This is a genomic window from Pseudomonas linyingensis, assembly GCF_900109175.1.
In the GTDB taxonomy this organism is placed as follows: domain Bacteria; phylum Pseudomonadota; class Gammaproteobacteria; order Pseudomonadales; family Pseudomonadaceae; genus Geopseudomonas; species Geopseudomonas linyingensis.
Map to the genome: position 1 here is coordinate 37,436 of NZ_FNZE01000025.1, position 13,622 is coordinate 51,057.

At 67.1% G+C, this 13,622-nt stretch carries 13 protein-coding genes; 9 read left to right on the plus strand and 4 right to left on the minus strand.

Annotated features, from left to right (window positions below; genetic code table 11):
* Positions 1-4 precede the first annotated feature (4 nt).
* The 4 genes from dnaN to BMZ19_RS20940 all read left to right on the plus strand — a co-directional run bounded on the left by dnaN (position 5) and on the right by BMZ19_RS20940 (position 5,197).
* Complete coding sequence (gene dnaN, locus BMZ19_RS20925) at positions 5-1,108, plus strand: DNA polymerase III subunit beta (RefSeq protein ID WP_090313519.1); 1,104 nt, start codon at positions 5-7, stop codon at positions 1,106-1,108.
* A 151-nt stretch (positions 1,109-1,259) separates the two neighbouring features.
* Positions 1,260-2,360 (plus strand): DNA replication/repair protein RecF, encoded by a 1,101-nt coding sequence (gene recF, locus BMZ19_RS20930; protein WP_090313521.1) that lies wholly within the window; start codon positions 1,260-1,262, stop codon positions 2,358-2,360.
* Positions 2,357-4,777: a DNA topoisomerase (ATP-hydrolyzing) subunit B gene (gene gyrB / locus BMZ19_RS20935; protein WP_090313523.1), complete on the plus strand. Its 2,421-nt coding sequence runs from the start codon at positions 2,357-2,359 to the stop codon at positions 4,775-4,777. The genes recF and gyrB overlap by 4 nt, the downstream gene beginning before the upstream one ends.
* A gap of 162 nt (positions 4,778-4,939) precedes the next feature.
* Positions 4,940-5,197, plus strand: coding sequence for a hypothetical protein (locus BMZ19_RS20940; protein ID WP_090313524.1), 258 nt, complete (start codon positions 4,940-4,942; stop codon positions 5,195-5,197).
* 20 nt (positions 5,198-5,217) lie between these two features.
* On the opposite strand, the gene zapE is transcribed toward BMZ19_RS20940, so the two are convergent.
* Genes zapE through BMZ19_RS20955 form a run of 3 tightly spaced genes read right to left on the minus strand, consistent with a single transcriptional unit; the run spans position 5,218 to position 7,656 of the window.
* A complete protein-coding gene (zapE, locus tag BMZ19_RS20945) occupies positions 5,218-6,351 on the minus strand; it encodes a cell division protein ZapE (RefSeq protein ID WP_090313544.1) in 1,134 nt (377 codons plus the stop codon).
* Positions 6,352-6,356: 5 nt separating this feature from the next.
* On the minus strand, positions 6,357-6,749 hold the full coding sequence (locus BMZ19_RS20950) for a cupin domain-containing protein (RefSeq protein WP_090313526.1): 393 nt from the start codon (positions 6,747-6,749) through the stop codon (positions 6,357-6,359).
* 13 nt (positions 6,750-6,762) lie between these two features.
* Entirely contained in the window at positions 6,763-7,656 is an 894-nt protein-coding gene (locus tag BMZ19_RS20955; protein WP_090313528.1) for an RluA family pseudouridine synthase, read from the minus strand.
* 167 nt (positions 7,657-7,823) lie between these two features.
* Here BMZ19_RS20955 and ald point away from each other — a divergent pair, with 167 nt between their 5' ends.
* Positions 7,824-8,945 (plus strand): alanine dehydrogenase, encoded by a 1,122-nt coding sequence (gene ald / locus BMZ19_RS20960; RefSeq protein ID WP_090313530.1) that lies wholly within the window; start codon positions 7,824-7,826, stop codon positions 8,943-8,945.
* 34 nt (positions 8,946-8,979) lie between these two features.
* On the opposite strand, the gene BMZ19_RS20965 is transcribed toward ald, so the two are convergent.
* Entirely contained in the window at positions 8,980-10,677 is a 1,698-nt protein-coding gene (locus tag BMZ19_RS20965; RefSeq protein ID WP_090313532.1) for a sigma-54-dependent Fis family transcriptional regulator, read from the minus strand.
* Positions 10,678-11,119: 442 nt separating this feature from the next.
* Here BMZ19_RS20965 and BMZ19_RS20970 point away from each other — a divergent pair, with 442 nt between their 5' ends.
* The 4 genes from BMZ19_RS20970 to BMZ19_RS20985 all read left to right on the plus strand — a co-directional run.
* Positions 11,120-11,347 (plus strand): hypothetical protein, encoded by a 228-nt coding sequence (locus tag BMZ19_RS20970; RefSeq protein WP_090313534.1) that lies wholly within the window; start codon positions 11,120-11,122, stop codon positions 11,345-11,347.
* Between the two features lie 8 nt (positions 11,348-11,355).
* Positions 11,356-11,652: a 2Fe-2S iron-sulfur cluster binding domain-containing protein gene (locus BMZ19_RS20975; RefSeq protein ID WP_090313536.1), complete on the plus strand. Its 297-nt coding sequence runs from the start codon at positions 11,356-11,358 to the stop codon at positions 11,650-11,652.
* Positions 11,653-11,724: 72 nt separating this feature from the next.
* On the plus strand, positions 11,725-12,648 hold the full coding sequence (locus BMZ19_RS20980; RefSeq protein ID WP_090313538.1) for a catechol 2,3-dioxygenase: 924 nt from the start codon (positions 11,725-11,727) through the stop codon (positions 12,646-12,648).
* Positions 12,649-12,664: 16 nt separating this feature from the next.
* On the plus strand, positions 12,665-13,622 hold a 958-nt coding region (locus BMZ19_RS20985), incomplete at its 3' end, for an aldehyde dehydrogenase family protein (RefSeq protein ID WP_090313540.1).

Genomic DNA, 13,622 nt, shown 5'->3' on the forward strand with positions numbered 1-13,622 from the left:
GAAGATGCATTTCACCATTCAACGCGAAGCCCTGCTCAAGCCGCTGCAACTGGTCGCCGGTGTCGTCGAACGCCGGCAGACCCTGCCGGTGCTGTCCAACGTGCTGCTGGTGGTGCAGGGCCAGCAGCTGTCGCTGACCGGCACCGACCTCGAGGTCGAGCTGGTCGGCCGCGTGCAGCTGGAAGAGCCCGCCGAAGCCGGCGAGATCACCGTGCCGGCGCGCAAGCTGATGGACATCTGCAAGAGCCTGCCGTCCGACGCGCTGGTCGACATCCGCGTCGACGAGCAGAAACTGCTGATCAAGGCCGGGCGCAGCCGCTTCAGCCTGTCCACCCTGCCGGCCAACGACTTCCCCTCGGTGGAGGAAAGCCAGGGTTCGCTGACCTTCGCCGTGGCGCAGAGCAAGCTGCGCCGGCTGATCGAGCGCACCAGCTTCGCCATGGCCCAGCAGGACGTGCGCTACTACCTCAACGGCCTGCTGCTGGAGGTCAACGCCGGCCGTCTCAGCGCCGTCGCCACCGACGGCCACCGCCTGGCGTTGTGCTCGCTGGAGGCCGGCATCGAAGCGGCCGACAAGCACCAGGTCATCGTGCCGCGCAAGGGCATCCTCGAGCTGGCGCGCCTGCTGACGGCGCCGGATGAGGCGATCAGCATCGTCCTCGGCCAGCACCATATCCGCGCCACCACCGGCGAGTTCACCTTCACCTCCAAGCTGGTGGACGGCAAGTTCCCCGATTATCAGCGCGTATTGCCGCGCAATGGCGACAAGCTGGTCCTCGGCGACCGCCAGGCGCTGCGCGAGGCGTTCAGCCGCACCGCCATCCTCTCCAACGAGAAGTACCGCGGCATCCGCCTGCAGCTGAGCAACGGCCAGCTGAAGATCCAGGCCAACAACCCGGAGCAGGAAGAGGCCGAGGAAGAAGTGCAGGTCAACTACTTCGGCGATGCCCTGGAAGTCGGCTTCAACGTCAGCTACCTGCTCGACGTGCTCGGCGTGATGACCGCCGACCAGGTGCGCATCACCCTCGCCGACGCCAACAGCAGCGCCCTGCTGCAGGAAGCCGACAACGACGATTCGTCCTACGTCGTGATGCCGATGCGTCTGTGACCTGCCGGGCGGATCCTGTGGATAAGATGTGGATGTACCCGCCACAGGGTCTGCCCCACCCCGGGCTGTGCAGCATGTGGCTGGATAGACCTGTGGATAACGCTGTGCACAAGCTGTCAGTCCCGTTTATCCACAGTTATGGCGGCTGCCCATGTCGCTGATCCGCCTGAACCTCACTGCCATCCGCAACCTGCAGGCCCAGGAGCTGACGCCTTCGCCGCGCATCAACCTGCTGCATGGCGACAACGGCAGCGGCAAGACCAGCGTGCTGGAGGCCATCCACCTGCTCGGCCTGGCCCGCTCGTTTCGCAGCACCCGCCTCACCCCGGTGATCCAGCACGACCAGGAGCGCGCGGTGGTGTTCGGCCTGGTGCAGCTGGCCGACGGCCGGCAGAGCAGTCTCGGCATCGCCCGCGAGCGCAACGGCAACTGTCAGATCCGCATCGACGGGCAGAACGCGCGCAGCGCCGCGCAGCTGGCCGAGGTGCTGCCGCTGCAGCTGATCAACCCGGACAGCTTCCGCCTGCTCGAAGGCGCCCCGAAGATCCGCCGACAGTTTCTCGACTGGGGCGTGTTCCACGTGGAACCACGCTTTCTCGCTGCCTGGCAGCGCCTGCAGGCAGCCCTGCGGCAGCGGAACTCGTGGCTGCGCCATGGTAGAATCGACCCCGCTGCGCAGGCCGCCTGGGACCGCGAACTGGCCCTGGCCAGCGAGGTGATCGACGAGTACCGCCGCGCCTACATCCAGGCGCTCAAGCCGGTGTTCGAACGCACCCTGGCGCAGCTGGTCGAACTGCCGGAACTGACCCTCAGCTACTACCGCGGCTGGGACCGCGAACGCAGCCTGGACGAGGTGCTGGCGGCCAGCCTGCTGCGCGACCAGCAGCTCGGCCATACCCAGGCCGGACCCCAGCGCGCCGACCTGCGCCTGCGCATCGGCAGCCACAACGCCGCCGACATCCTCTCGCGCGGCCAGCAGAAGCTGGTGGTCTGCGCCCTGCGCATCGCCCAGGGTCACCTGGTCAACCAGGCCAAACACGGACAGTGCGTCTACCTGGTGGACGACCTGCCCTCGGAACTCGACGAACAGCACCGGCACGCACTGTGCCGCCTGCTGGAAGACCTCGACTGCCAGGTATTCATCACCGGCGTCGATGGCGCAACCCTCAAAGACGGCTGGCGCACGGATACGCCGGTCGCCATGTTCCACGTGGAGCATGGCCGTATTGAATACTCGGGAGTTAAGGCATGAGCGAGAACAACACGTACGACTCCTCCAGCATCAAGGTGCTGAAAGGTCTGGACGCCGTACGCAAGCGCCCCGGCATGTACATCGGTGACACCGACGACGGTACCGGTCTGCACCACATGGTCTTCGAAGTTGTGGATAACTCCATCGACGAGGCGCTGGCCGGTCATTGCAACGACATCAGCATTACCATCCACACCGACGAGTCGATCACCGTACGCGACAACGGTCGCGGTATCCCGGTGGATATCCACAAGGAAGAAGGCGTCTCCGCAGCCGAGGTCATCATGACCGTGCTGCACGCCGGCGGTAAGTTCGACGACAACAGCTACAAGGTTTCCGGCGGCCTGCACGGCGTCGGCGTGTCGGTGGTCAACGCGCTGTCCGAACTGCTGGTGCTGACCGTGCGCCGCAGCGGCAAGGTCTGGGAGCAGACCTACGTGCACGGCGTGCCGCAGGCCCCGCTGGCGCCAGTTGGCGACACCGACAGCACCGGCACGCAGATCCACTTCAAGCCCTCGGCCGAAACCTTCCACAACATCCACTTCAGCTGGGACATCCTCGCCAAGCGCCTGCGCGAACTGTCGTTCCTCAACTCCGGGGTGGGCATCGTCCTCAAGGACGAGCGCAGCGGCAAGGAAGAGGAATTCCGCTACGAGGGCGGCCTCAAGGCCTTCGTCGACTACCTGAACACCAACAAGACCCCGGTCAACCAGGTGTTCCACTTCAACGTGCAGCGCGAGGAAGACGGCGTCGGCGTGGAAGTGGCGCTGCAGTGGAACGACAGCTTCAACGAGAACATCCTCTGCTTCACCAACAACATCCCGCAGCGCGACGGCGGCACCCACCTGGCCGGCTTCCGCTCGGCGCTGACCCGCAACCTGAACAACTACATCGAGGCCGAGGGCCTGGCCAAGAAGTTCAAGGTGGCGACCACCGGTGACGACGCCCGCGAAGGCCTCACCGCGATCATCTCGGTCAAGGTGCCGGACCCCAAGTTCAGCTCGCAGACCAAGGACAAGCTGGTCTCCAGCGAGGTGAAGACCGCGGTCGAGCAGGAGATGGGCAAGCAGTTCGCCGACTTTCTGCTGGAAAACCCCAACGAGGCCAAGGCCGTGGTCGGCAAGATGATCGACGCCGCCCGCGCCCGCGAGGCTGCGCGCAAGGCGCGCGAGATGACCCGCCGCAAGGGCGCGCTGGACATCGCCGGGCTGCCCGGCAAGCTGGCCGACTGCCAGGAGAAGGACCCCGCCCTCTCCGAACTGTACATCGTGGAGGGTGACTCCGCGGGCGGCTCCGCCAAGCAGGGCCGCAACCGCAAGACCCAGGCGATCCTGCCGCTCAAGGGCAAGATCCTCAACGTCGAGCGCGCCCGCTTCGACCGCATGATCTCCTCGCAGGAGGTCGGCACGCTGATCACCGCGCTGGGCTGCGGCATCGGCCGCGACGAGTACAACATCGACAAGCTGCGCTACCACAACATCATCATCATGACCGATGCCGACGTCGACGGTTCGCACATCCGCACCCTGCTGCTGACCTTCTTCTTCCGCCAGCTGCCCGAGCTGGTCGAACGCGGCTACATCTACATCGCCCAGCCGCCGCTGTACAAGGTCAAGAAGGGCAAGCAGGAGCAGTACATCAAGGACGACGAGGCCATGGAGGAATACATGACCCAGTCGGCCCTCGAGGACGCCAGCCTGCACGTCAACGAGAGCGCCCCGGGTCTGTCCGGCACCGCGCTGGAGACCCTGGTCAACGACTACCGCACGGTGATGAAGACCCTCGCCCGCCTGTCGCGACTTTATCCCCAGGAGATCACCGAGCACTTCGTCTACCTGCCGCGCGTCGATGTCGAGCAGCTCGCCGACCATGCCGCCATGCAGACCTGGCTGGCCGGCCTGGGCGAACGTCTCAAGGCGGTGGAAAAGTCCGGGCAGAGCTACCGGCTCAGCCTGCACGAGGATCGCGAACGCCACCTGTGGCTGCCGGAAGTCGAGCTGGTCGCCCACGGCCTGTCCAGCTACGTCACCTTCAACCGCGACTTCTTCGCCAGCAACGACTACCGCACCGTCACCGATCTCGGCATGCAGCTCAACAGTCTGCTCGAGGAAGGCGCCTACGTGCAGCGCGGCGAGCGCAAGAAGCCGGTGGCGACCTTCAAGGAAGCGCTCAACTGGCTGATGACCGAAAGCACCAAGCGCCACAGCATCCAGCGCTACAAGGGTCTTGGTGAGATGAACCCCGAGCAGCTGTGGGAAACCACCATGGACCCGGCGGTGCGCCGCATGCTCAAGGTGACCATCGAGGACGCCATCGCCGCCGACCAGATCTTCAACACCCTGATGGGGGATGCGGTGGAGCCCCGCAGGGAGTTCATCGAGACCAACGCCCTGGCGGTGTCGAATCTGGACGTGTGACAGAAAAAACAGTGGATAAGATTGTTATCCACAGGTGAGGCTAGCAAAACCCCCGGTGGATGAACGTCTGCCGGGGGTTTCGTTTTTCTGGGCGCCGAACGTGCTCAAGCGCGAGCTACATGCTGCCGACAATGTGGGTAACTCTTGGAGAATGCGCCAGCTATGGACAACATGAACGATTCCCGCCCGGCGGATGGTTGCGCCGCCAGCGTGCTGGTCGACGCGGCGGGGCTGAGCCTGCCGGACGGCAGGGCTGTGGATATGTCGCTGCGGGCCAGCGTGGTGTTTGCGCTCAGGGTCTACAACTCGCAGATTCTCGAGGGCCAGCTGCGCCAGCATATCGTCATGGCGCTGACCGCACGGACGGTGGGCCAGATGCGCCGGATCATTGCGGCGGCCGATCGTCTGTTGGGCAAGTGAGCTGAGGTGTTGTCGGGTAGTTATCCACAGCTGTCGCCGAATCGCGCCAGCTGCATCTCCCGTAGCCGGCTCAGGGTGCGGCGGAACGGAAACTCCAGATAACCCTCTGTGTATAACTCTTCCAGCGGCACGGCGGCCTCCAGGTACAGTGGCACGCGGCGGTCGTAGCATTCGTCGACCAAGGCGATGAAGCGGCGCACGCTGTCGTCGTGGGCGGCGAGCGCCGGCAGCTGGCGGTCGCCGGCGACCACCCGTTGACTGCCGTCCTCGGTGCCGCGGGCGATCTTCGCCGCGCGCTGTTGGCCGCCGAGGCGCGGCACCTCGCCGAGCAGGATGGCGCTGAAGCGGTCGCACAGGGCGATGAAGTCGAAGGCCGACAGCGGTTGCTCGCACAGCTCGGCGTAGCGGCACCAGACTACCGTGCTGCTGTGCTGCACGGCGGCGATGTGCCGCCGGCCCAGTTCGATGGGTGCCGTGGATAGCGGCTGCCCCGCGCTCAGGCGGTCGAATAGCGTGTGCAGGGCGCTGCTGCTGGCCGGCTCGGCGACCCAGTAGCGCGGCTGCTGCGCGCCGGGATGCAGGCGGTGGTCCTGGCCGCCGTCGACGGCGAGCGCCTGCATGTGGCGCTGGATGGCGGCAATCGCCGGCAGCAAGCGTTCGCGGTTGAAGCCGTCGGCATACAGCTGTTCGGGCGGCTGGTTGGAGGTGGCGACCACCGTCACCCCGGCGGCGAAGATCGCCTGCAGCAGCGGGCCGAGCAGCATGGCGTCGCCGATGTCGCTGACGAACAGTTCGTCAAAACACAGCACGCGCACTTCCGCCGCCAGCTCGCCGGCCAGCGCCTGCAGCGGGTCGGGCGTGCCGGTGAGCTGGAACAGGCGGCGGTGCACCCAGCGCATGAAATGGTGGAAGTGCTGGCGTCGCGCCGGGATGCGCAGGCTGTGGTGGAAGCGGTCCATCAGCCAGGTCTTGCCGCGCCCGACCGGCCCCCACAGGTACACCCCGCGCGGCGGCGACAGCGGATCAAACTGCCGATGCAGGGCCTGATGGCAGGCTTCCAGCTGCTGCACGGCCTGCCATTGCGCTGCATCGGCGACGAAGCCGTGCTGGTCGATGGCCTGCCGGTAGGCGGTCAGGGGCGAGACGACATCCAGCGTGTTCACGGGAGAGGGTTTCCTTGCTGTTCGGGTCGCGCGGCTGGCGATTCGCGCGGCCACACGGGCGTGGCCGCTGCGCCGCAGTGCACCGCCAGCCACACCGTCGGTTGTCCCGCTGCGGTGGCTTCGACGCGATGGCGTACGCCGGCCGGGATCAGCAGGTGATCGCCGGGCTGCAGCGCGACGGCTTCGGCCTGCGGTTCCAGGCGCAGCACGGCACTGCCGCTGAGCAGCAGCACCCATTCGTCCCAGGCCTGGTCGTACCAGAAGCCCGGCGGGCTGGCCTGGCCGTGGGAGACGATGCGCTCGATCCGGCAGCCGGGCCGCTCGAGCAGGTCGTCGAAGCACTCGCCGCTGCGCGCATCGGGCAGCGGCTGGAACAGGTTGGCGGGCATCGGGGACTCCGGTTTACCAGTCCAGCTGCAGGCGGCTGGTGAAGGTGCGCGGCTCGCCGCTCAGCGGGTCGCGAAAGTGCAGGCCGCGGGCCAGCAGCTTGAGCGGACGCTCGAAGTCGTCCGCGGCGTCGAGGGCGGCAGTCAGCTCGGGATAGAAGGGATCGTTGCAGATTGGCGCACCGAGGGCGGCCAGGTGCACGCGAAGCTGGTGCTTCTTGCCGGTGACCGGATACAGCGCGTAGCGCCACAGCGCGCCGCGGCGCTCGAGCACTTCGATGCGCGTTTCGCTGTTCGGCGTGCCGGGGCCCTCCTGCATGCGGAAGAACGGCTCGCCGGCCACCAGGCGGGTGGCGCGTTGCAGCGGGAATTGCAGCTGCGGCAACGCCGGAGCGATGGCCTCGTAGTGCTTGTCGATCTGCCGCTCGCGGAACAGTGCCTGATAGCGTCCGCGACTGGCCGGGTTGGTGGAGAACAGCACCAGCCCGGCGGTCGGCCGGTCGATGCGGTGCAGCGGCACCAGCTGCGGATTGCCGAGGCGGCGTACCAGGCGCGCCAGCAGGGTCTGCTCGACCCAGGCGCCGGCCGGCATCACTGGCAGGAAGTGCGGCTTGTCGACCACCAGCAGGTGCTCGTCGGCATGCAGCACGCATTCCTCGAAGGGGATCGGCGTCTCCTCCGCCACCTCGCGGAAATAGTGGATGCGCAGGCCGACCCGGTAGGGATGCGCGGCGTTGAGCGGCGCGCCGTCGCCGTCCAGCACCCGGCCGCGCTGCATGCGTGCCAGCCAGGTGGCGCGGTCGATGGCCGGGAAATGCTCGCACAGGCAGTCGAGCACCGTGGCCCAGGCGCCCTGCGGCAGGTGCAGGGTACTCGGACGCATGACGGCGCTGGACGACGGAAGGGACATGGCGACACTCGGGCTGCTGGATGGAGTGCATTAGGCCGCAGGCGGTCGCCGCCGTCAAAAGTGCGCGACCATTTGCGCCCCGCCGCTGCCCCGCCGCCGGTCGGCGGCAGGGTGCTGGCACCGTGCTACGCTCAGGAAAAGTCCATGTGCGGCTACGGAGAACTGCCATGCGTATCGGTGTCCCCAGGGAAATCAAGAATCATGAGTACCGCGTCGGACTGACCCCGCAGTCGGTCGCCGAGCTGCGCGCGCTCGGTCACCATATCTGGGTGGAGACCCAGGCGGGGGCGGCCATCGGCTTCAGCGACGCCGACTACGAGAAGGCCGGGGCGCGGATCGCCGCGGATGGCGAGCAGGTGTTCGCCGAGGCCGAGCTGATCGTCAAGGTCAAGGAGCCGCTGGCCTCGGAGCGCGCCCGCCTGCATGCCGGACACACCCTGTTCACCTACCTGCACCTGGCGCCGGATCGGCCGCAGACCGACGAGCTGCTGGCCAGCGGCGCCACCTGCATCGCCTACGAGACGGTCACCGATGCCAAGGGCCGCCTGCCGCTGCTGGCGCCGATGTCCGAGGTGGCCGGGCGCATGTCGATCCAGGTCGGCGCCAGCTGCCTGGAGAAGGTCCATGGTGGGCGCGGCGTGCTGCTTGGCGGCGTACCCGGGGTGGCGCCGGGCAAGGTGGTGATCGTCGGCGGCGGTGTGGTTGGCAGTCATGCCGCGGCGATGGCCATCGGCCTCGGCGCGGAGGTGACCATCCTCGACAAGAACATGGAGGCCCTGCGCCGTCTGGATGCGCAGTACGGCAACCGCATCGCCACCCGCTACTCGACCCGCGCGGCGCTGAGCGAGCTGGTGCTGGCGGCCGATCTGGTGATCGGCAGCGTGCTGATCCCCGGCGCGACGGCGCCCAAGCTGATCAGCGCCGGCATGGTGCGGCAGATGAAGGCCGGCGCGGTGCTGGTCGACGTGGCCATCGACCAGGGCGGCTGCGCCGAGACCTCGCGGCCGACCACCCACACCCATCCGACCTACGTGGTCGACGAGGTGGTGCACTACTGCGTGGCCAACATGCCCGGCGGCGTGGCGCGCACAGCCACTCTGGCGCTCAACAACGCCACCCTGCCCTTCGTCGTCGCCCTGGCCGAAAAGGGCATCCGGCGGGCGCTGGAGGAGGACGTGCATCTGCGCAACGGCCTCAACGTCGCCAGCGGCGCGATCAACAATGCCGGCGTGGCACAGGCGCACAAGTTGCCGTACGTGCCGACCGAGGAAGTGCTGCTGCGCCTGTGAGTGTTCCACGTGGAACAGGGGCGGCCGGATGGCATCAGCCGGCCGGCATGTCGCCCTCGGCCTTCTTCAGCCGGTAGGCCAGCGCCGGGCGGGTCACCCCGAGCAGGCGCGCGGCGCGCGACACCTTGTTCTGGCTGCGGCGCATGGCCTCGCGCATCAGGATGGCCTCCACCTCGTCGAGGCTGATGCCGCCCTCGAGGATCTGCTCGACCCAGTGCACCGCCGCCGCCGCCGCGGTGCCGGCGGTCAGCTCGCCGGCCCGCGACAGGCGCACGCCGCTGTTCTCGCCTTCCAGCACCAGCCCGGGGAACAACGCCTCGACGCTGATGCTCTCGTTGCTGTCGGTGAGGATCACCCCGCGCTCGATGACGTTCTCCAGCTCGCGGATGTTGCCCGGCCAGGCGTAGTGCTGGCAGGCCTCGAGGGCGCGGTCGGACAGGCCGAGGGTCTTCTTGGCGTACTGCTCGTGGAACTTCTTGAGGAAGTGCTCGGCCAGCAGCGGGATGTCCTCGAGGCGCTCGCGCAGCGGCGGGATCTGCACCGGGAACACGTTGAGACGGTAGTACAGGTCGGCGCGGAAACGTCCGGCCTGCACCGCTTCGGCCAGATCCTCGTTGGTGGCGGCGATCACCCGCACGTCGATCTTGTGGGTGCGCTGGCCGCCGACCCGCTCCAGCTCGCCCTCCTGCAGCACGCGCAGCAGGGTGGCCTGGGCGCGCGGGGTCAGCTCGATCACCTCGTCGAGGAAGATGCTGCCGCCGTGGGCGCGCTCGAAGCGCCCGGCGCGCGACTGGGTGGCGCCGGTGTAGGCGCCTTTCTCCACGCCGAACAGCTCGGCCTCGATCAGGTCCGGCGGGATGGCTGCGCAGTTCACCGCCACGAACGGCTGCTCGGCGCGCGCGCTTCGCAGGTGCACGCTGCGTGCGATCACCTCCTTGCCCACCCCGGTCTCGCCGAGCAGCAGCACCGAGACCTTGCCGCGCGCGGCCTTGTCGATGGTCTGGCAGATGCGCTGGTAGGCCGGCGACTGGCCGACGCCGTAGTACTGGCCGTCGTGGGTCTGCAGGCGGCTGCGCAGGGTGGCGACCTGCGACTGCAGCTCGTAGAGTTCCTCGATCACCGGGTCGTTCTTGAAGTAGGCCTTGAACTCGGCGGTGTCCTCCCACTCCTCGGCGGTCTTGCCGATCACCCGGCACTTGTCGTCGCCACGGCCGCGGCAGCTGATCTCCTTGAAGATGATCTCGCGGCCCATGAACGCCGAGGTATAGCTGCAGGCGTAGCCGAGCAGGGTCCAGCAGACCGGCTGGTCCATCAGGCCCAGCTCGGTCTCCACCTCGAAGGAGTCCAGCCAGTCGATCTCGGCGTAGAAGCGGCCCTTATCGACGTCGATGTCCACCTCGATCGGCCGCGAGCGCAGCATGCCCTTGAGCATGTGCAGCTGCGGGCCGGCGAGGAAGATGTCCAGCTCGCTGGAGTCGGGGCGCAGCTTGCGCGCCAGCTCGGCGTCCTTGAGGCCGGACTGGTAGCCCAGGCGCAGGAAGAAGCCCTTGGCGCGCTCGACGCCGAGCAGGTCGACCATCTCCCGGCGGAAGTTGGCCAGCGCCGACAGCGGCATCAGCAGCATGCGCTGCTCGCCCAGCCAGATCTTGCCCTCCTGGCTGACGAAGCGGATCTGGTTGCTGAGGTCCTGGATGTCCGGGTATTGCAGTTGCGGCTTGTACTTGATCGCCATCGGGCGGGCCCCTTGCTTGTTGTTGTGGGGGGAGGTGGCGCGCGCGCGCGGCCGATATCGGCATGGAACCGGGTTGCCGGCAAAAAATCAATCAAATGGTCAAAAACGACGGAAATTGATCATCTGCTGCAATTTGCCGCGGCAGCGCCCTGCCCTGCATGGGCTGGGCCTTTGGCTTGGGAGCGTGGCGAGAAGTTGATCAAATCGTGAATTTTCTTGCCTGGCCATCCTCTCCCGCTGCCGGCCCGCTGATCGTGACGACGTCGCCGTACGTCGATATTCGATAAAAAATTCATATAAATCAGTTATTTAGATTCGATTCTCGAGGCCGGCGGCGGCCTTGGCACAGCCATTGCTCCAGTGTTCCGTACAAGCAGAGCTGCCTGAAGACTGATCAGCCTGCTGCCGCCAACCGATACAAAAACAAAACGGTACGGTCGACATGAGCATTCAACCCAAGATCCATGCGCTGGGGTCAATCCGCCAGCCTTCCCCCTGCGGCGCCCGCGTAAGGCGCCGAGCCCGCCTGCTGGAAATCGCTGTCCTCGCCCTCGTCATTGTCTTTGGCGCGCTGGGCAACCTGCGGCCAGGCCTGACTTCCCCAGTGACCACGGGCGTCGACCTCGACGGCTCGGCAGCCGCGCCTGCCGCGTTGCCCAAGCGGAGCTGAGGTGACCCATGAGCCAATCCTTCCGCATTACCGAAACCCGCAGCGGCAAGAGCTTCGCCTGCAGCGATGAGCAGAGCGTGCTTGCCGCCATGGAGCAGCAGCACCAGCGCTGCGTACCGGTCGGCTGCCGCGGCGGCGGCTGCGGCCTGTGCAAGGTGCAGGTGGTCAGTGGCGAGTTCGACTGCGGGCGCATGAGCAGCCGCCATGTCAACGCCATCGACCGTGAGCAGGGCCTGGTCCTCGCCTGCCGGTTGTTTCCGCGCAGCGACCTGGCCATCCAGCCGGCTCCATCGGGCCGGTCGTGACATCCCTGCCGCTGCGCTAGCACGGCCGGGCAACCCGTTTGACCCAACAAAAAAGACAACAGAGGTGTCGAGATGAAAAAAGGTGTGATGCGCCCCGGGCACATTCAGCTGCGCGTGCTGGACATGGCCAAGGCCCTCGAGCACTACGTCGAGCTGCTCGGTCTGATCGAGGTCGACCGTGACGACAAGGGCCGCGTGTACCTCAAGGGCTGGACCGAGGTCGACAAGTTCTCCGTGGTGCTGCGCGAGGCCGACGAGGCCGGCATGGACTTCATGGCCTTCAAGGTGCTCGACGACGCCACCCTCGGCCGTCTGAGCGAGGACCTGGTGGCCTTCGGCTGCATGGTCGAGAGCATCCCCGCCGGCGAGCTGAAGGGCTGTGGCCGGCGCATCCGCTTCAGCGCGCCGACCGGCCACCGCTTCGAGCTGTTCGCCGAGAAGGAGCAGACCGGCAAGTGGGGCATCGCCGAGATCAACCCGGAAGCCTGGCCGCGCGGCCTCAAGGGCATGAAGGCGACCCGCTTCGATCACGCCCTGCTCTACGGCGGCAACCTGGATGAAACCCTGCGCCTGTTCAGCGAGGTGCTCGGTTTCGATCTGGCCGAGCAGGTGATCGACCCCGAGGGCAAGCGCGTCGCCCAGTTCCTCACCGTCGGCATGAAGGCCCACGACGTGGCGTTCATCCTGCACGCCGAGCAGGGCAAGCTGCACCACGCCTCGTTCTTCCTCGAGACCTGGGACGACGTGCTGCGCGCCGCCGACCTGATCAGCATGACCGACACCTCGATCGACATCGGCCCGACCCGCCACGGCCTGACCCACGGCAAGACCATCTACTTCTTCGATCCGTCCGGCAACCGCAACGAGGTGTTCTGCGGCGGCGACTACCACTACCCGGACCACCCGCCGGTGACCTGGACCGCCGACCAGCTGGGCAAGGCGATCTTCTATCACGACCGCGAGCTCAACGAGCGCTTCCTCACCGTCCTGACCTGATCCCGAGACCGCATCCATGAAAGAGATCAAGCACTTCATCAACGGCGAATACGTCGGCTCGGCCAGCGGCAAGCTGTTCGACAACGTCAACCCGGCCAACGGCCAGGTGATCGCCAAGATTCACGAGGCCGGCGAGGCAGAGGTCGACGCCGCGGTCAAGGCCGCGCGCGCAGCGCTGAAAGGCCCGTGGGGCCGTATGACTGTGGCCGAGCGCACCGAGATCCTCCACCGCGTCGCCGCCGGCATCACCGCGCGCTTCGACGAGTTCCTCGAAGCCGAGTGCCTGGACACCGGCAAGCCGAAATCCCTCGCCTCGCACATCGACATCCCGCGCGGCGCGGCCAACTTCTCGGTGTTCGCCGACCTGGTGAAGAACGTGCCCACCGAGGCCTTCGAGATGGCCACCCCGGATGGCAGCGGCGCGCTCAACTACGGCGTGCGCCGCCCCAAGGGCGTGATCGGCGTGATCAGCCCGTGGAACCTGCCGCTGCTGCTGATGACCTGGAAGGTCGGTCCGGCGCTGGCCTGCGGCAACACCGTGGTGGTCAAGCCCTCCGAGGAAACCCCCACCACCACCGCCCTGCTCGGCGAGGTGATGAACGCCGCCGGCGTGCCGGCCGGCGTCTACAACGTGGTGCACGGCTTCGGCGGCAACTCAGCCGGCGCCTTCCTCACCGCCCACCCGGACGTCGACGCCATCACCTTCACCGGCGAAACCGGCACCGGCGAGACCATCATGCGCGCCGCCGCCAAGGGCGTGCGCCAGGTGTCGCTGGAGCTGGGCGGCAAGAACGCCGGCATCGTGTTCGCCGACTGCGACATGGACAAGGCCATCGAGGGCACCCTGCGCTCGGCCTTCGCCAACTGCGGCCAGGTCTGCCTGGGCACCGAGCGCGTGTACGTCGAGCGGTCGATCTTCGACGAGTTCGTCGCCCGCCTGAAGGCCGGCGCAGAAGGCCTGAAGATCGGCGAGC

Bases quoted from the DNA above. Each gene is read 5' to 3' on its own strand.
- dnaN (WP_090313519.1), top strand. From the start codon at position 5: ATGCATTTCACCATTCAACGCGAAGCCCTGCTCAAGCCGCTGCAACTG.
- recF (WP_090313521.1), top strand. From the start codon at position 1,260: ATGTCGCTGATCCGCCTGAACCTCACTGCCATCCGCAACCTGCAGGCC.
- gyrB (WP_090313523.1), top strand. From the start codon at position 2,357: ATGAGCGAGAACAACACGTACGACTCCTCCAGCATCAAGGTGCTGAAA.
- BMZ19_RS20940 (WP_090313524.1), top strand. From the start codon at position 4,940: ATGGACAACATGAACGATTCCCGCCCGGCGGATGGTTGCGCCGCCAGC.
- BMZ19_RS20950 (WP_090313526.1), bottom strand. From the start codon at position 6,749: ATGCCCGCCAACCTGTTCCAGCCGCTGCCCGATGCGCGCAGCGGCGAG.
- BMZ19_RS20955 (WP_090313528.1), bottom strand. From the start codon at position 7,656: ATGTCCCTTCCGTCGTCCAGCGCCGTCATGCGTCCGAGTACCCTGCAC.
- ald (WP_090313530.1), top strand. From the start codon at position 7,824: ATGCGTATCGGTGTCCCCAGGGAAATCAAGAATCATGAGTACCGCGTC.
- BMZ19_RS20965 (WP_090313532.1), bottom strand. From the start codon at position 10,677: ATGGCGATCAAGTACAAGCCGCAACTGCAATACCCGGACATCCAGGAC.
- BMZ19_RS20970 (WP_090313534.1), top strand. From the start codon at position 11,120: ATGAGCATTCAACCCAAGATCCATGCGCTGGGGTCAATCCGCCAGCCT.
- BMZ19_RS20975 (WP_090313536.1), top strand. From the start codon at position 11,356: ATGAGCCAATCCTTCCGCATTACCGAAACCCGCAGCGGCAAGAGCTTC.
- BMZ19_RS20980 (WP_090313538.1), top strand. From the start codon at position 11,725: ATGAAAAAAGGTGTGATGCGCCCCGGGCACATTCAGCTGCGCGTGCTG.